This is a genomic window from Micromonospora sp. NPDC048842 (assembly GCF_040649935.1).
GTDB lineage: Bacteria > Actinomycetota > Actinomycetes > Mycobacteriales > Micromonosporaceae > Micromonospora > Micromonospora hortensis.
The window spans coordinates 185,348-208,755 of sequence record NZ_JBEZGK010000012.1 but is presented as its reverse complement, the minus strand read 5'-3'; the positions used below and the strand labels follow the sequence as shown (position 1 = coordinate 208,755).

Genomic DNA, 23,408 nt, shown 5'->3' with positions numbered 1-23,408 from the left:
ATCAGCTGAGCTGTGTTCGATGGCGCGACCCGCTTCATGTGAGCATGGTGGGTGCAGGACAACCGTTCCCGATAGGTGGTGTTCACGTGGTGAAGGCGCGACCCGCCGCGGGTGGCGGACGGTGGGTGGAGATCTCACCGGAGCGGATTCGGGGTTGGCTCGACGGCTTCTACAGCCGCCACGACGGCGCCACCGAGCAGGGCCTCGTCTTGACCGGCGTGAGCAACGGTGATACCGCCACGCTGTATCCGCCGCCGGGGCTTGCCGACGCTAAGGATGTCGACACGCTGCTGGCCCGCATCATCCGACCGCCCCGGATCGCCGTGCTGCTGGCCCGTAAGGGCGCGGTTGCCGCCGGCGTCGCGGACGGAACGACCATCACCGTCTCCAAGGTCGAGCGCTTCTACGTGCAGGGTCGCACCGCGGCCGGCGGTTCCTCGCAGCAGCGCTACGCACGTCGCCGCGCCAACCAGGCCCAGGCTGCTACTCAGCGGGCTGCGGACATCGCCGTGCGGATCGTGCTGCCCCATGCGCCCGGTGTTGTCGCCGACCCTCACGATGCAGTCAGTGCCCTGGTCTGTGGCGGCGACCGGTCGATGATCGACGCGGTGCTGACAGACCGGCGTCTGTCACCACTGGCACTGCTGCGTCATCCACACTTGCTCGAGTCCGCCGAGCCCCGTCTGGCCGTCCTGGAGGACGCGGCGGTTACGGCCAGACGGATCCGCGTCCATCTGATGCCGTGACCACGATCAGGTCCAGCAGATCGACGACGACCGACCAGGATGATGCACGACGGCCCAACAGTGCCGGACCTGTACACGATGTCCCGTAACCCGCCCGCTCTGCGGCATGAGAGCGCCTGCGTGGCATGATCACGTTATCGGTAAGTCCGTGCGGCAGGCCGCTGAAAATTTCGCTCGAAATCCGCCGTGATGGGCTTCCTGGTGAAGCGGAGCGGTCGGTGACCACCACCGCCAACCGGTCGCAACGGGTTCACAGGGGAGGCACTGATGACGGAGTGGCCGGATCCGACGGTGTATCTGCCGTACATCGTGGAGATCGAGCAAGAAGTTGGCGAGGTTCGGTCGTACCCGGCTCATTTCGTGACAATGACACCGGACTTCGTCTTCGTCCGTGATCCGGCTGGCGGGTCGGCGAGTCTTCCGACGCGCTCGGTGCGTTCGATCAGGGTCGCGGTGCAGGATCTGCCGGCAGACCATGACTCGTTGCGGGCCGAATACCCCAACGCCTATCAGCCCTGGCACCCGCTCGACGAATTGAGCCTCGAAGACATGCACAAGTCGAGGGGGACGCTCGCGTACGCGCAGCTGCGCCGCCCTCCGGCGCATCTCGTCATCAAGGCGCGCGAGCGCGGCTACGACCCCACCGCCATGCTGAACGCCATCGAGAACGAGCCAAAACCCGAGCCGCACTCGTTGGAGGCGCGGTATGCGGGACACTCCGCTGAGAATGACTACCTCGTCATCGTCAAGCCGGGAACCGATCCCTATCAAATACTCAGTCGACACCAGCTTTCGCCCGACAACTTGTACCGCATCACCTCTTGGGGGTTCGGCGCCAGGCTGACCGGCCTGCAGTTGGAACGGTCGCCGAGGGCCGGGGTCCCGGCACTTTCCGAAGATACCGACATCGATCGCATCGAGCCCGACCCCGATCGGCTTGCACCGCATTTCCGTGCCCCAGATGAACGGCGTGTCGATGGTGAGTACATAGTGGCCGTTCGTTGCAGCGGTGATCCGCTTACCGTCGCCGCGCGAGCCGGGGTCTCCCCGAGCAGAGTGTTCGACTTCATCAACAGCTTCTCCGCTGACATGACTGACGCTCAGGTTCAAGCTCTGCGCTGGGACCCCGACGTGGTGCAGATCGAGGACAATGCGACTGCCGAGCTGGACTGCTGATCGTGCGGCTGGCTGGCGTCTGACTCCGCCACGACGATGTGCGGAAAGCGCGTGCAGCCGACGATGCACTGTTCTCGGCAGATCCGGAAGCCATGCGGCAACCCCACCTACGCGCTCGTCTGGTTCGTTCAGGTCACCCGATAGACCGAAGCCAACTCTGACGCTGGGGTTGTGCCACGTACGACTGGGCCTGCGACGCCTCTCGGGGCACTCAGCGTCGTCACTTGGATGCTCTGTCGGTGTACCGTCCAAACGTGCGGGACAGCAGGGCGTGGCCGCTGTACTGGTCCTTTAGCTGGGGGTTGGCGAAGGCATGGTGATGAAGCCGGACACCATCGGTGCCAGGATCCGGTACTGGCGGATGCGTCGTGGCGGTATGACTCAGGCCGTTCTCGCCGGGTTCGCTGGCGTCACTCAGTCCTACGTGTCGCAGGTCGAGTCGGGGCGAAAGACCATCGATCGTCGCTCCACTCTGGTCGCGCTTGCCGCCGCACTTCAGGTCACGGTGGCCGACCTGCTCGGCCAGGGCACAGAGTCCGGCGATCCGGCTCGCGAGAGCGCCGCCGAGTGCGTACCGGCGATCTGGTCAGCCTTGATCGAGATCGAGGACGGCGAGCGCCGCCGGTCGACCTACACGGCGGAGCGCCTAACCGCCGAGATCACCCGCGCCGAGCAGCTCCGCACCTCGTGCAACTACCCGGCGATGGCTCGTATGCTGCCCAACCTTTTGCTTGAAGCGGCCGCCGTTGGTGGCACAGTGCTCGTCCAAGTCGCCTACCAAACCGCCACCTGCCTGCGGAACCTCGGCTACCGTCACCTGGCCCTCAATGCCGCCCGGCTCGCCGGGGCGGTCGCCGAAGACACCGAAGACCCGGCCTGGATCGCGGCCTCCCGCTTCGCCTATGCGCAGAGCCTGCCGATCGAATCCGCACCGGTCGCGGCCCGTGCCGCCGACCGGTCACTGATCGAGCTGCAAGCTGACGCCGCCGACGATCGGGTGCGACAGATGCTCGGACAGCTCCATCTCTCGGCCGCCTTGACTTCGACAGTCAGCGGTCGATTGGACGTAGCTCGCGACCACCTCGCCGAGGCAGCGCGGGAGGCGGCAACGCTCGGGGATCCGGTCGACGGGGCCGGCTTCAACGGCTGTGGGTTCGGCCCGACCAACGTCGGGCTCTGGGAGATGTCCATCGCCGCCGAGCAGGGCGAGTCCGGCCGGGTCATTGAGCTGTCTCGGACCGTCCGACCTCAGGTACTTGCGGCGTCGATCCGCCAGCAGTCCTACTGGCTCGACCTCGGTCGCGCCCTTGCGGACGGCGGTCGCCGAGACATTGAGGCGCTAGCTGCGTTCGTGCAGGCCGAGCGGGCCGCGCCGGTACCGTTCGCGATCAACCCCCTCGCCCGCGATGCCGTGGTGACCCTGGCGCAGCGCGCCCAGCGCCGAGCCATCCCCGACGACCTGCGGCTGCTGGCCAACCGCATCGGCATCAACCTGGCCGCGTAACTGAAGCTGTCGAGCCTTTGGGCGGTTCTGCTCTGACATCCGGCCTCGAGTTGGATGTCCCGTCCGGACGAACCTGGCACCGTCATGCTGTAGTTGCACCAGCATGGCGCCTGTCCAGATTGACTTGGCATCTACGCCGGGCCGTGCTTGTGCTCATGACCTGGCGGCTTCCGCACGCTGTCCGCCCCGGGGCACTCCTCGGGCGGGGCGTAAGCACGAATGGTGCCGTTGTGCCGCACAACCCATCCGTCAGCGGTAAGGGCTACGGTGCGTTGGGGTGTAGCGTCCAACCATGCGGGCGTAGCACTCCGACGCCGCAATCCAGTCCTCTACCTGAGGGTGGGCGTAGGCATGGTGATAAAGCCGGACACCATCGGTGCCAGGATTCGGTACTGGCGGATGCGCCGGGGCGGGATGACACAGGCCGTTCTCGCTGGCCTCGCGGGCGTCACCCAGTCGTACGTGTCGCAAGTTGAATCGGGTTGTAAGACAATCGACCGTCGCTCCACACTGGTCGCTCTCGCTGCCGCGCTTCAGGTCACGGTGGCCGACCTGCTTGGCCAGGGCACGGAGTCCGGTGATCCGGCGCGCGAGAGCGCCGCCGAGTGCGTACCGGCGATCTGGTCAGCCTTGATCGAGATCGAGGACGGCGAGCGCCGCCCGTCGACCTTCACAACGGAACGCTTGACGGCCGAGATCGTCCGCGCCGATCAGCTCCGCAACTCCTGCAACTACCCGGCAATGGCTCGCATGCTCCCGCCTCTGCTGCTCGAAGCCGCTGCCGTGGGCGGCACCGCACTCGCTCAGGCCGCCTACCTGGCCTCCACCTGTCTTCGGCACCTCGGCTATCGCCACCTGGCCCTCAACGCTTCTCGCATTTCCGTATCGGCTGCTGAGGACGTCGAAGATCGAGCGTGGATAGGCGCATCGCGTTTCATATATGCGCAGAGCCTGCCAATCGAGTCCGCGCGCTTGGCAGCCAGAGTCAGTGACCGCTCGCTGGTGGAGCTTCAGGGATACGCCTCCGACGTCCGGGTGCGGCAGATGCTCGGACAGCTTCACCTCATGGCCGCGCTGGCCTCGACCGTGGACGCTCGCCCGGACGATGCCCGCGACCACCTCGCCGAGGCCACCCGCGAGGCGGCGAGTCTGGGAGATCCGGCCGACGGCGGAGGCTTCAACGGGTGTTGCTTCGGGCCAACCAATGTGGGGCTCTGGAAGATGTCCATCGCGGCTGAGCAGGGCGAGTACGGCAAGATAGTCGAGCTGTCCCGGACGATCCAACCGCAGGTGCTCAAGGCGTCGAATCGCCAATTGTCGTACTGGCTCGACATTGGGCGCGCGCTTGCGGACGGCGGTCGCCGGGACTCTGAGGCCCTCGCCGCATTCATCCGGGCCGAGCAGTCCGCGCCGATCCCGTTCGCGATCAATCCCCTCGCTCGCGATGCCGTAGTGACCCTGGCCCAGCGCGCCCAGCGCCGGGCCATCCCCGACGAGCTGCGCCTGCTCGCCGGCCGTATTGGCATCAACCTGGCCGCATAACTGCCAGTAATCACCGCATCACCAATCCGCCCTACTGTCCGGTTTGGGACGTGAGCACGTCTGTGGCCTGGTGCGGCGGTGATCGAATCCGAGCATCACCGCTGGGCCTCTACCGGAGGAGGCGGGGATGAGCGGTCGGGACGACAACGCTCCGGAGAACACGGGTGAGGCGGCCGAGCGGGAGGCTGCCAAGCAGCGCCTTCTGGCGCAGGCCGAGGCGGAACGCGTACCCGTCGACGACACGACCCGTGCGGTCCCGGACCGGCGGTGGCGGCGTGACCAACGATGACCTCCCGATCGGTCGCCGCGTCGCCCGTTGGCGGGTGCGGCGGTCGATGACGCAGCAGATGCTCGCCGATCGGCTACGCAGGTCGAAGAGCTGGGTGGACAAGGTGGAGCGGGGTGTGCGCGCCCTGGACCGGTACTCGGTGACCCAGGAGTTGGCCCACGTGCTGCGGGTCGACCCGGAGGTGCTGCTCGGTCAGCAGCGGCCAACGCCTGCCGGCACGCCGGACGGGGTGGACGACATCCGGGCCGCGCTCGCCCGCTACGACACCCTGCAAGCCCAAGAGCAGACGACAGAAGAAGTAAGGAGGCAGGTCGGGTACGCCTGGCTGAGCTACCAGCACGCGCACTACGCCCAGTTGGTGCGAGTCCTGCCGGGTCTGCTCGACACCACCCAGGGCGCGCAGACACCGGAGTTGCTGGTGGAGGCGTACCGGATCACCTCGTCGCTGCTGGTGAAGCTCGGCGAGGCCAACCTCGGCTGGTTGGCCGCCGACCGGGCGATGTCCGCTGCCGGCGACGACCCGATCCTGGCGGCGACGGCGGCCATCTCGGTAGCCCAGGCGCTGCGTGCGTCGGGCCGCGACCGCCTGGCCCTGGCCGCGACGCTCGCCGCCGCGAACCGCATCACCTCCGGTCCGCAGCGGTCGGCGGGGGAGTGGGCTGTGGGTGGGACGCTGCTGCTCCAGGCCGCCCTGGCCGCAGTCGGCTGCGGCGACACACACCGCGCCGACGAGCTGATCGACCGGGCCGCGGGGATCGCCGCTGGGCTGAGGGGGTACGACGATGTGCACCGCACCAGCTTCGGGCCGATCGCCGTCGAGCTGGCGCGGGTGCTGGTGACGGCGCAACGGGGTCAAGCCGTCGAGGCGCTCCAAAGGCATTCGACAGTGGTGCGGCGGGAGGCGTGGCGGCGGTTGCCGGCCGAGTATCGGGGCGCGTATTTGGTTGATGTCACGCGGGCGTACCTCCAGGTGGGTGACGTGCGCGGCGCTGCTCGCGCGCTCGTCGACGCGGACAGCGTCGCGCCGGCTGAGGTCCGGTGCCGGCCGCTGGCGCGTACCGTGATCGCCGATGTTGCCCGGGGTCACCCGGCGCCGGCCGGTGTGGCGCGACTGGCCAACCTGGTCGGCCTGACCCGCTGACCGCCCTACCCGCCGGTCGCGGCTGGCCTCACCTCGTCGCCAGCACGCGTCGGCCGTTGGCGAGCCGGGCGCTCTTGGCCTGCTCGTAGCGTTCGATGTCGGCGGAGCGGGTCGCGATCGTGCGCTGTTGGTGCTCCACCATTGCGGCTTGCCAGATCGTCACGAGATCCGTGCTGTCCTTGCACGCTACGTCGGCTACCGCGGTCCGGCGCTCCACGTCGCTGGGATGGTCGGTGCTCCACCTCGGGTCGTCGTTGGCCTGCCACGGGTCGGCGTAGGTGAACCCCTTGCCGGCCATGCACGTCGACCAGGCCCGGAACCCGGCCTGAACGCGCGCGTCCTGCTCTGCCTGTTGGCCGGCCCGCAGGGCCATGTCGTACAGGAGCGTCTCGCTGACCGGTGGTGCGCCCTCGGTCAGTCGCCGGTTCGCCTCGCCGAGGCAGCCGCCCTGAGGGATCCGGCCGCCGGCCGGCTCGGGTCCGTCGGTGCCGAACCGGGTGCCGCTGAGGGCCACCGCTGTCCTTTCCGGAGGCGGTGGAGGCTTGTCCTCAGCCGCCTCACCGCCGGGTGCGGCGTGGTAGCCGAGGCGCTGCGCCTGGTCGTGCTCCACCAGCCCGTACAACCCGTCCCGTGTGGCGGCCGGGTCGGTGTGATGCGGTTCCGGCGGCCGGTAGGAGATGCCGAGCCGGCGCATGCAGGCCACGACAAGTTTCGCCTCGGCCCGCTGGAGAAGCAGATCCTCGTCCCCGGACGGAAACAGTCGGTCCAACGGAAGGCTCATGGTCGCCACCGGCGACGGCCCGGCGGGCCGTTGCGCGGGCCCGCTCGGTTCACACGCGGTCCCGGCAGCGACGGTCAGACAGGCCAGCACCAGGGCCGCGAATTGGCTACGGATCATGGGCATGAAGACCTCGCTCAGGCTGGAGGGGCCCGCGTTGCCCGCTGTTTCGCGGCCGACGCGAGCCCCTCGATGCGGTCCTAGGGGCGGCAGCGGGTCTGCGGCTGGCCGGTCCAGACAAAGCAGAACGAGTCGAATCGGTTGTCCCAGTGGTTCCCGTTCTGGTCGCGGTCCAGCGTGAGGTTCAGGGCCTCGTCGGACTGGCCGCTGTTGGCCTTCTGCCGCCAGAAGTAGAGGCCCCGGTAGTTCTCGTGCTCGAAGAGGCGGACCGGATTCACCGGGTCGTAGTTGCGCAGCGAGCTGACGTTGTCATGCAGCACGCAGCCCGAGGTGCAGGCAGCCACGAACGACCATTGATTGAAGTTCGCAGTGGTCGAGAGGGTGTCGTAGCGACCGCCGCGCAGGTCGCTGTGCTGCCACATGCACAGTTCGCCGCTCTCGCACACGCCGTTGCGCGACGTCGCCGCCTGGGCCGGGCTGGCCACGGCCAGGAGCCCGCCGGCAGCCAGCGCCAACGCACCGAAGAACGCCAGGATTTGTCGCTTCATGAGTCTCCTTAGCTGGGGGATCCTTCTGCCGGAGCTGAGTGATCGTGCTGGTGGCACCGGTGTGGACGGCGTCAGTCAACCCCGGGGATAGCGGCGCAGCCGAGACATTCGAGCCAGCTCGAATCTCGATCCTGTCCGGCGTTTCCCGGGTTGTCGCTGAGGGTCCGCCCGGGTTTGGTGAGGGGCGCCCAGATGAGCCCGCGCCGGGGTGGTCGGTGGGCGGGCGTTGGCGCGTACCGTGATCGCCGATATTGCCCGCGCGCAGCCGGCGCCGGCCGGCGTGGCGCGACTCGCCACGCTGGTCGGGCTCACGAGCTGAAAGGTCGCCGTCCTGCTATGCGCGGCCGACCCAGGTGGCGACGCACGCCTCGTTGCCCTCGGCGTCGGCCAGGACCCACCACCTGGGTGCGTGCGCGTCGGAGACCAGGTTGCCGCCGGCGGCCAGGGCGGCGGCGATGCGAGCCTCTGCCTGATCGTGCGGGACAGCTATGTCGAGGTGCATGCGGTTGCGCTGTGGGCGCGCCTCGTCCGACGGTTGCAAGCCGAAGCCCGGGCCGCGGCGCGACGGGTCGAACAGGTAGTCGTCGCCAATCTGCCCATAGCCGAGCAGCGCCTGCCAGAACGGCAGCACGTCCGCGCCGACGAGTGCGTCAAGGGTGACGTTGATGAGTTGTACGGCGGTCGGGTCGGCGGTGAGGCCCAGCTTCTTGGCCGCGGCCGAGATGCGCCGGGCCAACGAGATGTCGCGCCGATTCAGGCTCACCGTGACGCCAGTGCCGCGCAGGTCGACGATGAGGGTTTGCTGCTGGGACTCGTCGGCGAGCTGGCCAATCTCATCGACGAGCGCGATGCCCTTGGACAGCGAGCCGGTCGGGAAGTAGGCCGAGACCAGATGGTAGAGGCAGCGCCAGTCCTCGACACCGTCGGCCGCGTGGAACTGCGCGGCCGTGATCTGCCCGGTCATGCCAGCGAACCTAACATCGGCGGCGCGACGGCCTCCCACGCGGCGGTTGCCGGCTGAGTATCGGGGCGTGTACCTGGTGGATGTCGCTAACGCTGGTCGGCCTCACCCGCTGACGGCCGCTGGCCTCGGCACCGGCCTCCCTCTGGGACTACCGGGCGTCGCGCCGACGACGCGCGCGCTCGAACTCGGCGACGTCCGACATCCAGGGACCGTGTTGTTCGAGTGCGACGCAGCCGCCGCGGACGAAGACGCTCACCAGCTTCCGGTACCCGCCGATCCCGTCAACCAGGCTGTACTCGACCTGGTACTCCGGGTCCGACCCGTCTTCCCCGTGTCGCACAGTTGTGATCCGGGCGATGGAGTCGGCGTAGAAGTGGAGTTGGATCCCCTCGCCCATCTCCTCGTCCTCGATGGTGAACACTTCGTTGTTCCCGGCAGAGCGATCGGCGACGAACTCCCAGAACTCGGCGGAGGCGGTGCGCGGCCCGTCCCGTACCCATTTCTTCTCGCCGCCCTTGTCATCGGTGAACGACAGGGCCGTCTTACCGTGGTCGCCGGCGGCCTCGTCGTCGTCTTCCACGGGCGTGCTCTTGGAGCGCTCCGCGGCCTCCGAGCACATCAGAAAGCTCACCGTCCGCACCGCGTCGTCGACGAGTTCGGCGTACGCGCGGCGCACTGCCTCGTCGACAGTCGCCGCCATCCGATCCCAGTCGCGCTTGTCAGTGGCCCGCTTTCCCCGCCGCGGATCGAGGCCGATTTGCATCCCGGCGCACGCCTGCTCCGCAGTCGCGATCACCCGCATGACCTGGGGCAGCAGTGCGGGGTCGACGGCATCGGGGTTCCGCCTCGGAACCGTCGCGCCATGCAGATACTGGCCCGTATACCGCAGAATCTCAGTGTCGAGTGGCCCGAGGACTACTCCGCGCTCGGCGCGACGGCGGTTTGCGTGATACTCCTGGGCACGTTTCGCGTTCGACCTCTCCGTCGCCGTGCGCATCGCCTCGCAGATCTGACCGCGCTCCAGTAGCTCGATGTCGGCGCCATGGGCGACGAGACGATGCCTGTCCCACCGGATGCGCCGAAAGAGCGCGTCAACATCCGAGGGCGGGGAAAGCAGGATCGGGTCCAAGAGCGCGACGGCAGCGTTCTCGTCGAGCTGGCCCCGGGTTCCGGCGGCGTCGCACAGCGGAAGGACCGCACTCCACAGCAGCAGGTGCCTGGCCAGGTCCTCCCGGATCACCGAGAGGTGGGCGTCCCCGATCGGGAACGTGAACGTGCGAGGCTCGTGGTTGGCGTCGGCCCCGGCGGCGAGCATCAGCTTCAGCTCGCCGTCCTCGCGGATCACCTTCGGGATCCAGCCGCTACGCGTGAAAACGATGTCTGTCATCTGTTCACGCCCACCGTGCACATTCGACTGCGAGGCGTGGGTCGGTGCGCACCCAGACTTCGCCCCCGGCGGCCTCGGCCGGGGCGTCGACCCGTTCGAGACCGAGGAATTCGATCAACTGGAGCAGTTCGGCTCGTTCGGCCCGATCATCGTCGACATCATGTGAGTCGAAGAAGACGTAGTACGTATCGCTCGGGTCGACGATTCCCGAATCCGCCCAGATCCGGCCGACTTCTTCGATTGCCGCTGCTTCCGTCGTGAACGTGGCGGCGCGGGCGGCACCGCGGGTCTCCGGTGACGCGTCGAGGTCGGAGAGTTCAGGGAACCACTGGCCGAAGTAGTCGAGGCCGGCGTATCCGTTCTCGAAGAACAGCATCGCGCTCGGAAGGTAGCGGTTGCCCCTGTCGACCTGGAGGTGTTCCGACCGAGGTTGATCAGCATCCTCGATTCGGGAGATCACACCCCGACGGGGCCTGAGCACCAAACTCTGCTTCGCCGCTTCGTCAGTGATGGTGTAAGTGTCAGACTCTCGACCCCGGAAGAACGCAGAGAACGCTACGTACGCCTCCTGGGGGTCGCTCACCGAGACGTGTTGGTCGTTGCCATCACCGGCAGCGAAGACGAACAGCTTCGGTCCGGGACTGTAGGGGCGGGCCATGTGCGTCCTTCGTTCACGTGTGAAAGTTCCGCCAGCGTAGTGGACCGATCTGACACGCCCGCGGCCTGATCATGGGCGTGCTGCGCGCGGTGGCCCTGGCTCCGGCTACGCCGGGGCGTCACTGTGGGCCGGGCGGCGGGGGTGCGTCGCCGAGGGGTACGCCGAGCAGCCGGGCGGCCAGGCCGAGCCGCTCGTGACGGACGTCGTTCAGCGGCGGCAGCAGCAGCGTCGTCATGCCGACGTCCAGGGCGGCGCCGTCGTACTCGTACCGGTCGCCGACCATCAGCGTCTCCGTCGGCAGCGCACCGAGTCGGTCGAGGGCGTGCTGGAAGATCTCCGGATCGGGTTTCTGCACACCGTGCTCGTAGGACAGCACGAAAACCGAGATGAGGTCGGCGATACCCGCAGCAACGAACGCCGGGCGCACGTCGAAGTGGATGTCGCTGACCACTGCGATGCGCAGGCCGTGTGTGGAGATCGCGCGCAGTACCGGAGCCACGTCGACGGCGAACTCGTTGTACGCGGCATCGGACTCCACGGCGTACAGGGCATCTGCCAGGTCGACGTCGAGGCCGGCCGCGGTGAAGACGCCGTGGTACGTCGCCCGGTGCACCGCGGCATCCCGGTCCACCCCCGGGGCCGCCAGGCGATCCGGTTGTCCGGCCGCCTCGGTGATGGCTGCCAACACGCCGGCGACCGCTTCCGGCCGATCGTCGCGCCCGAGGAGCCGTAACGCTGCGTGCACCCAGTCCTGCGACGACAGCGTGGTGACGAGCGTGCCTCGCCAGTCGAATATCACCGCCCGGAACTGATGCACTGGTCAGGCCTTCCGTTGCTGAGCGCCGATCGAGGCCGCGCCGCCGTGGTGCATGGCTGCCTGCGGCGTGTTCACGATCGGCACGTCGAGGTCCGCCAGGTGGCAGCCGGCGGGCGGTGCCTCCTCGCCGGCTCGCTGTGCCGCCGTCCGCAGCGCTGCCAGCACGGCGTGCCCTGGGTAGTCGTTGAGCGTGGGGTAGCGCCGACGGTGGTAGCAGTCCCAGTAGCTGACAACCCGCTGGCCGGTGAGCGCCATGAACGCGGGGTTCTCGGCGGCACATCGCCCGTAGACGGCGGCCACCGGGCTGTGTGGCACAACCAGCTCCGGCGTGAGTACTCGCTCGATGACCAGCAGAATCTCGTCCACGTACTCGCCCACCAACTGCACCACGAACGGCACCACCCACTGTTGGATCACGCCGACCACCCGCTCCAACCGCCGCTGCCGGACCCGGCCATCGTGGTGGCGGGTGTACAGGCAGTCCAGCACCGCACGCTGGGTGGCGGACAGCGTCGCCTCCGCGGCGACGGGCGGCTCGTCGGAGTAGATCCGGGATGGAATCAGGACCGGCTCGCCCTCGACCAGCACACGGATCGACGACGTCCGCGCGGGCGGCACCGACGGTAGGACTGCCAACGCCCTCCGCACGTCATCACCGAGACGACGCGGGAAGGCAGCCTCCCAGGCTGCGGCCTCACCCAACTCCGAGCCCACGAATCGCACGGTCGATCGTAGCCCTCGCAGCCATGACGAGACGCCGCTCAGCCCTTGTGGTGAGACACCGCCGTCGGCTCGCGCTCGGCAACTCGCGTGGTGCGTTGACGACGAGGGCCGCTCCGTCGTACCGCGGTCGTACCGCCGGTTCGCTTCGGCCTGAGCCGACAACTACTCGGCTTCGACCTCCGTGGCGTTGTTCATCTCCAGGTACGTGACGACCTTTGCCATGCCGGCAGGCTACCCATCCTGCCGAGTGGGCCCAACACGAGCGCTGCGGACGACGCGGATCCCCCCGAGCGACCCCCATCGACGTGCCCGATGGCGTCGCTTCGACACCATTCCGCGACCGGTCGAGGCCGGGGTGGGGTTTCCGGGAACGTGAGATTCGGGCATGTACCTCGGCACTGCTGGAGGGGAGAGACAGCAATGCTGGTAACTGGTTATCTCGGCGCGGTGCTCATCGGTGCCCTCGTCGGCCTGCTCGGCCGGCTCATCCTGCCGGGGCGGCAACGGATCGGCTTCTTCGCCACGTTCGTCATCGGCGTCGGCTCGGCCGTGCTGGGCACGGTGGTCGCCAGAGCGCTCGACATCGACGACGGAGCCGGCGTGGAGGTGTGGGTGCTGCGCTGGGACTGGGTAGTGCTCGCGATCCAGGTCGGCGTCGCGATCGTCGCCGTGGCGTTGGCGAACATGCTCACCTTCACCCGGCTCGCCGGCGGCGACGACAAGCCCCGTGGGCGGGCTCGTCGCAGCAAGGCCAAGAGCTGACGAGCCGCTCGGCGGGTGAGCCGTCTTCGGTAGCCGCAGTGACTTCGCGAGCGCAGGTCAGGAGCGGTCGGCGACCTGTGGCAGGTGACGGGCGAGTGCGGTACGCAGGACGCCCGTCGCCGGCCGAAGCAGTCCGACGTTGATCGTGTAGACAGGCTGACCGGCGCGAATCCCAGGACGAAGCGTCGTGGCGGATGGCGCGACCGCTTCTGGGCGCAGGATGACCTCAAGAACGGCGAACGGGCCAGGACGGCGGACCGTCGCCGACTGGATCGCCTGCCACGGGAGGACGGCCGTTCGCCCCTTCTCGGCGAGCGCCAGTGCCGGCCCGGTGACGTCGACCGATGACCAGTTCCTGCGATGCAGCACAAGCGAGAGAGCGCTGAAGACGACGGCGTAGAGGACGCCCGAAACGGCGATGCTCGTGTAGTCGGCCGCCGACCGCCCCGCGATGAGTGCCAGCACGGCTTGGACGACAACCCAGGCCAGCAAGCCCATCAGCAGCATGAACACGAAGGTGAGGCGGGCGGACGTACGAAACATCGTCTGGTCGTTCTCGTTCATGAGGTTCCTTCCGTCGACAGTGCCGACGACTGTAGGGCAGCGATCGAAGGGCGTCCTCCGTCCGCCGCGATGCTGTGGTGAACCTTTGAATACACGGCCCAGCACGAAGAGCGGACCGAGACTGCCGCGAGGGCAGAGTTCAGAGCGATTCTGACTGTCGGGTCAGCAGCATGAACATGTGCTTGACTCGATGTTCCCGCCCGGTGATGCTGGTGTCCGTCCTATACATCGGCTTATGCGGGCTGCGCCGTCATAAGCCGAGCTTTGCCGATTCCTTACGTTCGGAGTAGCGGTGCGACTTTTTAGAGCGTCTATCGCGGCGCTGACAATCATCTGTGTGGGGGTGCTGCTGGGAGCGGCGCCGGTGCAGGCGGCCGGTTATCTCTATCGGCCTGGTGATCCGATGTACCCCAATGCCCCGGGCACCACGCCGGGGTCTTGCACAGGCGGCTACGCGGTCCGTGGGTCGAGTGGGATGTTTCTGGTCTCCGCAGGGCACTGCTGGGGTTACGGCCGGACCGGGGACATCGTGTACGGCAGCGATCGCCGATACGGCACGGTGATCCGCAACGACCGAGTCGGTGACATATACACAACGAACTCCTTCGATGGAGCACTGATTCGCATGGACGCCGGGGACGACGCCACACAAATCGTTGTGGATCCGGTGAGCGGACGCAGCCCAGGCAGGGTCGTGGGCTACTTCAACAACAGTGCCCTCAGTCCCGGCATGTTGGTCGGCAAGATGGGTCGGAGGACGGGCTGGACGGAAGGGAGAATCACCGAGTGGAGAACCGTCACCTACCCTGACGGTGTGCGTGACTACCTGCTGTGCACCACTGCGACGGTGGATGGCGGGGACAGCGGAGGGCCGGTGTGGCAGTCCGACGGGGCTGGCCACGTGTGGGCGGTGGGAATTGCCATCGCGAAGTCCAATGGGAAGATGTGCTTCAACCCCATCCAGAACGTACTCGCGCGGTTCGGCGCGACGCTGCCCGTCCATCCGTACACCAGAGCTGCGGGGCAGCAGCCAGCTCAGGTGACCGAGCGCTCCGGCGCGCCAATCCCGGTCAACCCTGATCCTGTTCCCGGGGTGCTGGTCTAGGTGTTCTGTCCAGAGAGGTTGGGGACGCGGCTGGCGGGTGGGCCGCCGAGTGCGGTGTGGTGGCGGTGATTGTTGTAGGTGTGGAGCCAGGCGGGCAAGGCCGCGCGTCGGGCGGTCTCTAGCCGAAGTCGCGCCGGAGGATCGCGACGACCAGCGGCGGGACGGCGCGGAGGGACCACCCGTCCGAGTGGTCCCTCCGCTGCTGCTGGTGAGTGGCTAAACTTCAGGTTGGCAGTTCACCTGTGCTCTGCTGCGGCGGGCGCAGCCTCGGGAGGGTGTTCCAGCACCCTCTCGAGGGCCCGTCCCATCAGACGGCGCCTACTCGCAGAAGACCCGCACTGTGGCATCGGGTGAATCCACCTCCACTGTGACCTCGTCGAGGTGCTCCACGAGCGCCTCCAACTGCTCGGGCTTGAGCTGCGTCAGGTCGATCGGCACGCCAGAGTCGCTTAGTGAGGCGTTGGCCTTGACCAGGGCCTGCGGCGGGATCAGCGCCGCCAGCCGTACCCCGGCGCGCAGCAGTTGCAGTGGCACCCGCACGTTGACCCGCGACGGCTCGCCGTTGTCGGTGGCGTCCACCATCACCCGCAGGTACTTCACCTTGCCCTTCGGCCGGGCGTCGTGACTCACCGTCGCCGGTGCCTGGTCCCGTTCGAGTGCGGCGATGAGCTGCTCCGCCTCCTCTGCGGTGATCTTGCCGGCGACCAGCATGTCGAGGATGTCCTTGCGTTGTTCGGTCATTCGAATCTCTCCTTATCGGATGGCCACGAACACGGCCATGCGGCCCTGCTCGATGTCGAAGCGGGCGCCGGGTAGCGCGGAGATGACACGCCAAGCGGCGCCGAGGGCCCGCACCACACCGATGCGGAACACGACGCAGGCCACGATCGCCGCCAACACGACCAGGACCACGACCGGGAAGAGCACGAGCGCCACGGGGAGCACCGGAACCCAGACGCGGACGGGCCGGCGGTCCGGACGGTTGACCTTGACGGTCACCAACTGCGGCATCACGTGCGGCCGTCCAGCTCGGCCAGCGCCTGCTGTGCGGTGATCTCACCGCGGCGCAACCGGTCGATGATGTCGGCTCGCGGGGGCGCCGGGTCGGTCTCGACGAAGTCGAGCATCTGTGTGATCCGGTTGAGTCGTGACTTGATCGTCGGGTAGCTCACCCCGAAGATGCGTTCCATCTCCTTGATCGAACCGTGGCAGCGCACGAACGCCGTGACGAAGACCTGGTCATCGACGTTGAGCTGAGCCAGTTGCGGTGGCTCGAACTCGCCCTCGATCGCGACGCCGTTGCTCGCCAGGCGCACCCGCTCGACGACGAACGGCTGCCCCCGCGTCAGGCTGGTCAGGTCCTGCCAGTCCATGGCCTGTTCTGTCATACCTGAAGTTGTATCTCAAGAATCCTCAAGTTCCAATAAGTTGACCTTAATTTTCTTAAGGTCGTACTCGTGGGGGCAAGAAGTATGAGTCGACCTCGCCGCCTGCCGGGAATGCGCAACCGCGGCGGGACCCGAAGAGGTCCCGCCGCGGTCGAAGGGTGTGACCTGTCGGGCGCTCAGCGGGCGGGAGTGCCCGCCGCCGCCCAGCTGAGAGGCGTGCCGTTCAGGTCGTTGCTGTCCGGCCGAGGAGGAAGCGCGCCGTGGCGTCGACGACGTCGTCGAAGTGCCCGCCGGTGCCGGGGTAGTGGAATCCGTGCTCGGCGTGCGCGTACTCCCGGAGCGTGCACTCGTTGCCGGCGCGGACCATCGCGTCCCGGAACTGCCGCACCGAGCCGATCGGCTCGATCTCGTCGCGAGTGCCGTGGTGGATCTGCGTCGGCGGGTTGCCCGGCCGCACGAACTCGATCAGCGAGTACTCGATCAGTCTGCGCCCGGCGATGCCGACCTCCTGTTCGAGGCGGCGCTGCGCGTTCGGCTCGACGGAGCCCAGATCCAGTCCGGCAGGGTTCAGGGCCACCAGGGCCGCGACGCCGAGGTCCGGTGCCGTGCTGGACGGGGTCATCGCCGCGAGCATCGCGAGATGAGCGCCGGCTGAGCTGCCACCGGAGGCCAGGTGCGGCGCGTCGAGCCCGCGCGACGCTGCCAGTCGGCCGAACTGCTCGACAGCGCGCCGCACATCAGCGAGGCAGTCGTCGATGCTCGCGGCGCCACGACCGAGCAGCCGGTAGCCGGCCGACACCGCGAGGATTCCCCGTGATGCCAGTGCTCGGCAGTGCGGGGCGAGCCCGTCCGGCGATCCCCCGCGAAGGGCGCCGCCATGGAACAGGACGATGCCGGCGCGTGGCGGCGTGCCCTCGGCCGGCTCGAAGACCAGCAGGGGCAGCTCGCTGCCGTCGGCGGCTCGGTAGGACGTCGAGAATTCCCGACCGGCCCTCGTCATGGCGGCATCCGATCATTGACGGTGTACGTCTGCAAGTTGCGGTGTCGTCCTGCTGCGAGTGCGGGGCGGTATGGCCACAGCGGACACCGTTGGTCAGCAGGGGCAGCCCTGGCCGGGGACGGCTAGGCTGCCGGGCATGACGGGGGTCGACGGCGAGGGGCGCCGACTCGGCGGCGACCGCGACTCGGCTCAGGTTCTGCCGAGCCGCCGCTGGGCGCGGCTGGTGACAGGCTTGGCCGTCGCAGTGGTTGCGGCGGTCGTGTTCACCGCACTCTTCTGGGGACTGCACGACTGGCTCGTCGATCGGGGCCGGTTGGGCCTGCCGATCCTGCTGACGGTTCGGTTCGCCTGCTTCGCCGCGTTCGGCTGGGGCTGTTGGCAGGCATACCAGGGCTCTCGTCGACCCTGACCGTCTGGGCCGCCGTCGGGCCGCCGATCGGGTTCGAGCTGCGCAGGTCGGCGGCGGGCAGGATCCACTCGCTTTCACGGAGGTCGGTGTGTCCCGGCTGCTGGGCACCTCGACTTCAGGAGATCCGAGGGCCGTCAGCCGTCAGCCGTCAGCCGTCAGCCGTCAGAGCGACGCCGTCGTTCCCTCGCCGCGAAGCCCACCGCCACGACAAGCAGCCCAACCGCGATCAGCCCACCGCTCAGGTACCGAAGCGCTGGTGACACCTCCGGCCAGGCGAACTGCACCGCGATGAGCAACACGAAGAACGCGAGCAGCACCAGCGCGCCCGTTGCCTGCCGACGCCGCATCGTGAACCCCCTTGATCCCCTGCGCATGTCTGCGGTTTCCTCAGTCCCTCTGCTGCCGCTGGCGGCGCAGCACGTGCACGAGCACGGCAGTCAGGCCCAGGATGATGATCACGGCGGATGCGCCCACGAACGCGTCTGGATAACGCTCACCGACGGTGCTGGCGAGCAGGACCCCGATGATGGTGCCCATCCCTATGAGGAGTACGCCGAGAGTCGATGGTCTCACTGGGCTCGCTCCTAAGTGGCAACCGGACCTGACCCTGCTGGTTGTGCTCGAAGTTGTCGTCGGCCAAACCTGTGGGATGACGGGCGCGTCGAACAGGCTCGTCAGGTGGTCAAAGAGTTGTCGTTCAAGCCTTACGCCGCGCGAGTGCGTCGCGGATGGCGAGAACGACGAGCGAGAGCGGCACGAACACCCAGAGCTGCAGCACCGTGTACCGGCGCAGCTCCCGGTCGATCTCGGCGCCTGCCAGTTCGGCTTCGAGGGCACCGGGTCGCATCAGCGCGAGCGCGTACAGGGACAGCGGTGCGTAGTTGAGACCTGCGCCGGTCAACCACAGGCCGATCGCTCGGGTGCCGAGGCCGCTCGACGACGCCAGCAGCCAGATGCCCCACGTCACCATGAGAACCACACCGACGAGGAACTCGGCCAGGATGATCCACCGCCGGCGGGTCGTTCCTCGGCTGCCGTACATGTCGATGGCCGCCAAGCGACGCACGTTCATCGGAACGATGGTGCCACCGGGGCGCAACCCCGGGTGGTGGCGGCACCGGCAGCACGACCTGTCGATCCACTCGCGTTCACGGAAGTCGGGGTGTCCCGGCTCCACGGACAGCCCGACTTCACAAAAGCCGAGTAGATCTTCGCTATCGCCGGCAAGGCGGGACGAGGGCCACCGCTGCCCCGGGGCCGGATGCGAAAGGCTTGTTGCGGAAAGATGCCAGGACGACGTATAACCGAAAGGAGTCTTTCGCTAAGGGGTGCCCATGGAGCAGAACGAGCCAGAACGCCGGGTGCGCGTCCAGGACGCCACCAAGCTGCGCGCACTCGCGCACCCGTTGCGCCTACGGCTGCTGCGCTACCTGCTGGCCGCCGGCCCGAGAACCGCCGCGCAGTGCGCCGAGGCGCTGGACGACACCGGATCAAACTGCAGCTACCACCTGCATCAACTGGCCCGGCACGGCCTCATCGAGCGGGACCACGCCGAGGGGACCAACCGGCGTGACCGACCGTGGCGCGCTGTTGCCACCGGGCTCGAATTCGTCCCGGACCCCGATGATGCCGAGGGGCAGCAGATCAACGACGCGCTGACCGCCCTGGAGCTCGACGAGGTGTTCCGATCGTTGCAGCGTTACCAGGGTCAGCAGCACAAACTGACCGACGAGTGGCGGGAGAGCGCCACCTTCCACAGCTACACGCTCTCGCTCACCCCGGAGGAGTTGCGGCACCTCGCCCTGACCCTGGACGCCGTCATCCGGCCGTACCTGCGCCCGTTGCGCAGCGCACCCCCGAGCGACGCCCGGCCCGTCACCCTCAACCTCCAGGCGTACCCCACGCCGGAGTTCCTCTGACATGCTGACGCTGCTGCGACACCGCGGATTCGTCCTGATCTGGGCTGCCGGGCTCTTCTCCAGCGTGGCGAGTTGGCTGCTGCTCACCGGGCTGCCGATCTACGTGTTCGGGGTGACCGGTTCGGCGCTCACCACCTCCGCCGTCTTCCTCGTCGAGCTGCTGTGCGGCATCACGCTGGGATCGTTCGCCGGTGCGCTCGCCGATCGTCTCGACCGGTTCCGGCTCATGAGCTGCGTCGCCGTGCTCCAGGCCGCGGTGGTGATCCCCCTGCTCGGTCAACCCGACCACCACCTGTGGGTCATCTCGCTGGTCGCCGGGGCCCAGGCGGTGCTGACGCAGACGTCCGACTCCGCCCGCAACGCCGCGCTGCCACGCCTCGTCGAGCCCGCGCACCTGGTGCGCGCCAACAGCGCGATAGCGCTCAACATGAGCGTGGGACGCCTCATCGGAGGTTCGCTGGGCGGGTTCGCCATCACCCGCGACGGCACCCGCTACCTCGCTGTCGGCGCCGCCGCGGCCTTCGTGATCACTGCAGTCCTGATCGCCGCCGGCCGCCGCGCCGCCCACCACGCAAACGCGCAGCCGACGGCCCCGGACCGTGAGCCGTCGTTCTTCATTGCTTGGCGACACGGCCTTACGGCGATGCTGCGCAACCGCGCCGTTCGGATGACGATCGTGAGTGTGGCGTTGGGCGGCATCGCGCAGGGCCTGTTCGTGGTGCTCTTCGTGGTCTTCGTCAGTCGCGCGCTGCATGCCGACGGCACCCTCACCGGTGTGCTGCGCGGGGTTCAGGCGATCGGTGGTGTGGCGGGCGGGCTCATCGTCGGCCTGCTGGGCGCCCGGCTCAGCCCCCGGCTGCTGATGAGCCTCGGCGCGACCACCTTCGCACTGATCAGCCTGGTCATCTGGAACGGACCGACGGTCACCCGTCAACCCGAGTGGTACATCGGGTTGTTCATCCTGGTCGGTGCGCCTGGCATCGCGTACGCCAGCGGAGCGTTCGCGCAGATCCAGCAGAGCGTGCCCGACACCGAGTTGGGCCGGGCCTTCGGCGTCTACTACGCGATCTTCAGCGCCTCGCAGGGGCTGGGCATGGCGGCTGCCGGCCTGCTCGGCGACGTGCTCAGCGTCGTGCTCGTGCTCAATGTGCAGGCCCTGCTGTACCTGGCCTCCGGCGCGGTCGCCTACGTGGGCCTGCGTTCGGTACGGCGGCGGGTTCCCGCCGTACGGCAGCGGGCTACCGTCGACGTCGGGTAGACCAGCATGAGCGCGGCTGAGGCTCAGCTCCACGGCAGTCGGGGCTATCGGGTCCGCGACGCGTCCAGCTCGACAGACGTCGGCGACCTCGAAGCGACGGTCCCCACCTCGCAGCTCATTCCGATGGTGCGGAGCCGGCCCTATCCGAGGAATCCGCCGAACACGAGGTGAGGGCAGCGAACGCGACAGCGCGGGTCGCATGGGAATGGGCGGAACCGGCCTTCTTCGCTGCCGAAGCGTGTCACATCCTCGCCCGGGTCTGTCGGATGTCGTACCCGGACCGATCGATCGAGGTGACAGCGGTGCCGTTGGCAGGCGACCTACAATAGACGCATTCGTCAACATAATCACGTTGCGACGATTTGGACCAGCGTGATGGCGTTGGCCACTGCCCTTTCGCAGGTGAAGCCGCTCGTCGCAACGCGATCAAGCAACCGGCGGCCGACGAAACGGCCGTCCGAGAATCTGGGGATCGATTCTCCGGAGCTGCGTTGAGGGGTGAACATGGCGGCGACTACTCGCCAAGCCAGTGGTTGCACTCCGGCAAATAATGCGCTGCAATTTGGGTGTGGTGGCGGAGGAGCAGGGACGACGGGGCTCTCGTGCGGGCGTTAGCGCCCAGAGCGAGGAGGCTGCAACTGTGGTCGCCGCGCCGTCCAGCGTCACGCGCAAGATGGCCGTCACCACCGCGACGGGTGCTGCCACCTTCCTGATCACCAATGCGTTGAAGCAGCCGATGGCGACGAGCATCACTCTGTCCATTCTCATCGGCGGAATCACGCTACTTGTGCGTTTTCTCGTGGACTTCGAGCGGCGGCTGGCCGTCGTGGAGGCCTCCTCACGCAGTGGCCAGGTGCGTATGGAGAGGCTGGTCGGGGACGCTTTTGCGAAGATCAATGACGCGACCCGGTTGTTCGGGTCTATCGAGGCGTCGGCCGTGCAGACCGACCTGGTGACTCAGTTCGTGCAGCACTCGACCAGGATCAGCCCCGATTCACCTCCGCTGATCTACAATTTCGTGCGTACTCAGATCCGCGACATGTCCGACTTCATCAAGGAGATGGCGGAGGGCGGCGACGTCACCTATTACGGCGAGGACCGGGACTGGCTACTGGGGCTGACCCGGCACGTGTGCGAGTCGATCGACGTGGTCAGCCTCGCCTCGGTGGACGGGGGGCTGTGGCGTAGCGAGTTCGGCCAGCGCTATCTGGATGCGCAACGGCAGGCGGTCGAGGAGAACGAGGCACGCATCCGGAGGATCTTCATCGTGGACGACCGCAAGGACCTCATGCATCCCGACATGCAGCGCGCCTGCCGGCAGCAGGAGGAGTTCGGCATTCAGGTGCGGGTGCTCGACCGGGAACGGACACCGCCGGTGCTGCGGCCGCAGGTCGTCGACTTCATCGTCTTCGACGAGGTGTTGTCCTACGAGACCACCCCGGCGTCCTCGCTGGTCAACGACGACACGCCGGTCATCGCGGAGACGCGCCTCGTGCTGCGCACGCCCCGGGTGATGGAACGGGTGCAGGTCTTCCGCGCGCTGTGGGCCGCGGCCTACCCCATCGACGAGGAAGAACGGCCGCAATAGGTGCAGGCGGCCGGCGGGGAACCTCTCGACCGGCCGCGGCATCCGGCGGCACGGTGATGGCGTTCGCGCCGCGTGCTCTCCCGGGACTCCGGAAGGGGCTCTAGCTCTTCGTCGAGGCGCCCCGCGAATGTCCGAGCGCGAGGACCATGCCGACGTTCGGGCACAACGGTTGCTCGGAATCGATCGGGACCACCTTGACGTCGGTGGCCAGCGGCTGCAGCGTCTGCTCGACGATCACCGCGTCGACCGGAACGGCCGGGAAGCGCACGCCATCGACGTCGTAACCGTCGGAGCCGGTCATGAAGGCCGCCGCGAACGGCGCGTCGGGCCGCAGCGCGCGAGTGAAGCAGCGTACGGCCCGGTCGAACTCGTCACGGTCGGCCGACAGGGAACAAGCCACGAAGAACATGGTTCCGATGTCCCATCGCTGCTGTGGCAGGTCGAAGATGCTGCCCTGCGTGACAGTGGCCTTTGCCCGAAACTCCGCGAGCGGGCGACGGCCGCGCATCGCCGCAGTGTAGCGGTCCCGCTCCGCGTAGAGCTGCCAGAACTCGTCCCACCCGTGGTCGAAGCGCCGCCACCAACTCTGCCGGGACCGCAGCCACCGGACGTTGGCCGGCGAGTGTTCGACGAGGTCGACGTGCTCGCAGAGAGGCATCATGGCGAAGGCGGGATAGAGATTGGCGCCGGCACCCACGTCGAGGCCGCGGGCGGGATGCGAGGGTAGGTTAGCCGTGGCGAAGAAGTCTCTGGTGGCACGGACGATCTGAAGGTCGTCGGGACGCACCGAACGGTAGTTGTGCGCGTGATAGGCGCGTGGCTGGAACATGTTCCAGTCGACGTCGTTGTTGCGGGTCGGCATTGGCTGCACCTCGTACACCTCGGCCTCCAAGGCACCGGTCCGCTCCAGACAACCACGACCCGACGCAGTCGTAGCCCGAAGGCCGCGGACTTCTTGCAATTCGCAGGAGTAGACATTTACCGCTGCCGTTTGGGCTGTGTGGCCGGGTTAGCCTGTGCCG

General features: G+C 67.8%; 28 protein-coding genes. 12 read left to right on the top strand and 16 right to left on the bottom strand.

Translation table 11 applies throughout. The features are described from left to right. Positions 1-86 precede the first annotated feature (86 nt). From AB0C19_RS19330 to AB0C19_RS19305, 6 genes are all read left to right on the top strand, one after another. On the top strand, positions 87-746 hold the full coding sequence (locus AB0C19_RS19330; RefSeq protein WP_357187010.1) for an acVLRF1 family peptidyl-tRNA hydrolase: 660 nt from the start codon (positions 87-89) through the stop codon (positions 744-746). Positions 747-1,013: 267 nt separating this feature from the next. Beyond that, the gene (locus tag AB0C19_RS19325) at positions 1,014-1,922 is read left to right on the top strand and encodes a hypothetical protein (RefSeq protein WP_357187007.1); all 909 of its coding nucleotides are present in this window, start codon (positions 1,014-1,016) and stop codon (positions 1,920-1,922) included. Between the two features lie 319 nt (positions 1,923-2,241). Continuing rightward, positions 2,242-3,426, top strand: coding sequence for a helix-turn-helix transcriptional regulator (locus AB0C19_RS19320; RefSeq protein ID WP_357187064.1), 1,185 nt, complete (start codon positions 2,242-2,244; stop codon positions 3,424-3,426). A 357-nt stretch (positions 3,427-3,783) separates the two neighbouring features. Beyond that, on the top strand, positions 3,784-4,968 hold the full coding sequence (locus tag AB0C19_RS19315; RefSeq protein WP_357187061.1) for a helix-turn-helix domain-containing protein: 1,185 nt from the start codon (positions 3,784-3,786) through the stop codon (positions 4,966-4,968). A gap of 127 nt (positions 4,969-5,095) precedes the next feature. Further along, positions 5,096-5,257, top strand: a complete 162-nt coding sequence (locus tag AB0C19_RS19310; RefSeq protein ID WP_357187004.1) for a hypothetical protein — start codon at positions 5,096-5,098, stop codon at positions 5,255-5,257. Continuing rightward, entirely contained in the window at positions 5,244-6,398 is a 1,155-nt protein-coding gene (locus AB0C19_RS19305) for a helix-turn-helix transcriptional regulator (RefSeq protein WP_357187001.1), read from the top strand. Before AB0C19_RS19310 ends, AB0C19_RS19305 begins: the two co-directional genes overlap by 14 nt. Positions 6,399-6,426: 28 nt before the next feature. On the opposite strand, the gene AB0C19_RS19300 is transcribed toward AB0C19_RS19305, so the two are convergent. The 7 genes from AB0C19_RS19300 to AB0C19_RS19270 form a co-directional block, all read right to left on the bottom strand. Continuing rightward, the gene (locus AB0C19_RS19300; RefSeq protein WP_357186997.1) at positions 6,427-7,302 is read right to left on the bottom strand and encodes a hypothetical protein; all 876 of its coding nucleotides are present in this window, start codon (positions 7,300-7,302) and stop codon (positions 6,427-6,429) included. Between the two features lie 74 nt (positions 7,303-7,376). Continuing rightward, entirely contained in the window at positions 7,377-7,844 is a 468-nt protein-coding gene (locus AB0C19_RS19295; protein WP_238685948.1) for a peptidase inhibitor family I36 protein, read from the bottom strand. 334 nt (positions 7,845-8,178) lie between these two features. Continuing rightward, positions 8,179-8,808: a VOC family protein gene (locus tag AB0C19_RS19290; RefSeq protein WP_357186993.1), complete on the bottom strand. Its 630-nt coding sequence runs from the start codon at positions 8,806-8,808 to the stop codon at positions 8,179-8,181. Positions 8,809-8,956: 148 nt separating this feature from the next. Next, positions 8,957-10,195, bottom strand: a complete 1,239-nt coding sequence (locus AB0C19_RS19285) for a DUF6357 family protein (protein WP_357186990.1) — start codon at positions 10,193-10,195, stop codon at positions 8,957-8,959. 4 nt (positions 10,196-10,199) lie between these two features. Further along, a complete protein-coding gene (locus tag AB0C19_RS19280) occupies positions 10,200-10,853 on the bottom strand; it encodes a hypothetical protein (protein ID WP_357186987.1) in 654 nt (217 codons plus the stop codon). Positions 10,854-10,971: 118 nt separating this feature from the next. Then, positions 10,972-11,670: an HAD family hydrolase gene (locus AB0C19_RS19275; RefSeq protein WP_357186984.1), complete on the bottom strand. Its 699-nt coding sequence runs from the start codon at positions 11,668-11,670 to the stop codon at positions 10,972-10,974. A 3-nt stretch (positions 11,671-11,673) separates the two neighbouring features. Continuing rightward, complete coding sequence (locus AB0C19_RS19270; RefSeq protein ID WP_357186981.1) at positions 11,674-12,393, bottom strand: hypothetical protein; 720 nt, start codon at positions 12,391-12,393, stop codon at positions 11,674-11,676. Positions 12,394-12,813: 420 nt separating this feature from the next. Between AB0C19_RS19270 and AB0C19_RS19265 the strand changes: the two genes are divergently transcribed. Beyond that, positions 12,814-13,155, top strand: a complete 342-nt coding sequence (locus AB0C19_RS19265) for a GlsB/YeaQ/YmgE family stress response membrane protein (protein WP_357186978.1) — start codon at positions 12,814-12,816, stop codon at positions 13,153-13,155. 57 nt (positions 13,156-13,212) lie between these two features. Here AB0C19_RS19265 and AB0C19_RS19260 read toward each other — a convergent pair whose 3' ends face one another. Further along, positions 13,213-13,668 (bottom strand): hypothetical protein, encoded by a 456-nt coding sequence (locus tag AB0C19_RS19260; RefSeq protein ID WP_357186975.1) that lies wholly within the window; start codon positions 13,666-13,668, stop codon positions 13,213-13,215. A 388-nt stretch (positions 13,669-14,056) separates the two neighbouring features. On the opposite strand from AB0C19_RS19260, the gene AB0C19_RS19255 reads away from it, so the two are divergent. Beyond that, on the top strand, positions 14,057-14,824 hold the full coding sequence (locus AB0C19_RS19255; protein ID WP_357186972.1) for a trypsin-like serine protease: 768 nt from the start codon (positions 14,057-14,059) through the stop codon (positions 14,822-14,824). 318 nt (positions 14,825-15,142) lie between these two features. Here the strand turns inward: AB0C19_RS19255 and AB0C19_RS19250 are convergent, their stop codons facing one another. From AB0C19_RS19250 to AB0C19_RS19235, 4 genes are all read right to left on the bottom strand, one after another. Continuing rightward, on the bottom strand, positions 15,143-15,565 hold the full coding sequence (locus AB0C19_RS19250) for a hypothetical protein (protein WP_357186969.1): 423 nt from the start codon (positions 15,563-15,565) through the stop codon (positions 15,143-15,145). 12 nt (positions 15,566-15,577) lie between these two features. Next, positions 15,578-15,835 (bottom strand): hypothetical protein, encoded by a 258-nt coding sequence (locus AB0C19_RS19245; RefSeq protein ID WP_357186965.1) that lies wholly within the window; start codon positions 15,833-15,835, stop codon positions 15,578-15,580. Beyond that, a complete protein-coding gene (locus AB0C19_RS19240; RefSeq protein ID WP_357186962.1) occupies positions 15,835-16,212 on the bottom strand; it encodes a DUF2089 domain-containing protein in 378 nt (125 codons plus the stop codon). The genes AB0C19_RS19245 and AB0C19_RS19240 overlap by 1 nt, the downstream gene beginning before the upstream one ends. 223 nt (positions 16,213-16,435) lie before the next feature. Continuing rightward, positions 16,436-17,212 (bottom strand): alpha/beta hydrolase, encoded by a 777-nt coding sequence (locus AB0C19_RS19235; RefSeq protein ID WP_357186959.1) that lies wholly within the window; start codon positions 17,210-17,212, stop codon positions 16,436-16,438. Positions 17,213-17,348: 136 nt separating this feature from the next. Between AB0C19_RS19235 and AB0C19_RS19230 the strand changes: the two genes are divergently transcribed. Then, the gene (locus tag AB0C19_RS19230; RefSeq protein WP_357186956.1) at positions 17,349-17,621 is read left to right on the top strand and encodes a hypothetical protein; all 273 of its coding nucleotides are present in this window, start codon (positions 17,349-17,351) and stop codon (positions 17,619-17,621) included. Positions 17,622-17,776: 155 nt separating this feature from the next. Here AB0C19_RS19230 and AB0C19_RS19225 read toward each other — a convergent pair whose 3' ends face one another. The 3 genes from AB0C19_RS19225 to AB0C19_RS19215 all read right to left on the bottom strand — a co-directional run bounded on the left by AB0C19_RS19225 (position 17,777) and on the right by AB0C19_RS19215 (position 18,693). Further along, complete coding sequence (locus tag AB0C19_RS19225) at positions 17,777-17,968, bottom strand: hypothetical protein (protein ID WP_357186953.1); 192 nt, start codon at positions 17,966-17,968, stop codon at positions 17,777-17,779. 40 nt (positions 17,969-18,008) lie between these two features. Further along, entirely contained in the window at positions 18,009-18,194 is a 186-nt protein-coding gene (locus AB0C19_RS19220; RefSeq protein WP_357186950.1) for a hypothetical protein, read from the bottom strand. A gap of 124 nt (positions 18,195-18,318) precedes the next feature. Then, positions 18,319-18,693: a hypothetical protein gene (locus AB0C19_RS19215; RefSeq protein ID WP_357186947.1), complete on the bottom strand. Its 375-nt coding sequence runs from the start codon at positions 18,691-18,693 to the stop codon at positions 18,319-18,321. A 262-nt stretch (positions 18,694-18,955) separates the two neighbouring features. Between AB0C19_RS19215 and AB0C19_RS19210 the strand changes: the two genes are divergently transcribed. The 3 genes from AB0C19_RS19210 to AB0C19_RS19200 all read left to right on the top strand — a co-directional run bounded on the left by AB0C19_RS19210 (position 18,956) and on the right by AB0C19_RS19200 (position 22,386). Then, a complete protein-coding gene (locus tag AB0C19_RS19210; protein WP_357186944.1) occupies positions 18,956-19,540 on the top strand; it encodes a winged helix-turn-helix domain-containing protein in 585 nt (194 codons plus the stop codon). A 1-nt stretch (position 19,541) separates the two neighbouring features. Continuing rightward, positions 19,542-20,798 carry an MFS transporter gene (locus AB0C19_RS19205; RefSeq protein ID WP_357186941.1) on the top strand — a complete coding sequence of 419 codons (1,257 nt, stop codon included), beginning with the start codon at positions 19,542-19,544 and terminating at the stop codon, positions 20,796-20,798. Between the two features lie 640 nt (positions 20,799-21,438). Then, positions 21,439-22,386 carry a hypothetical protein gene (locus AB0C19_RS19200; RefSeq protein WP_357186938.1) on the top strand — a complete coding sequence of 316 codons (948 nt, stop codon included), beginning with the start codon at positions 21,439-21,441 and terminating at the stop codon, positions 22,384-22,386. 100 nt (positions 22,387-22,486) lie between these two features. Here the strand turns inward: AB0C19_RS19200 and AB0C19_RS19195 are convergent, their stop codons facing one another. Beyond that, a complete protein-coding gene (locus AB0C19_RS19195; RefSeq protein WP_357186935.1) occupies positions 22,487-23,248 on the bottom strand; it encodes an SCO2525 family SAM-dependent methyltransferase in 762 nt (253 codons plus the stop codon). Positions 23,249-23,408: the final 160 nt, after the last annotated feature.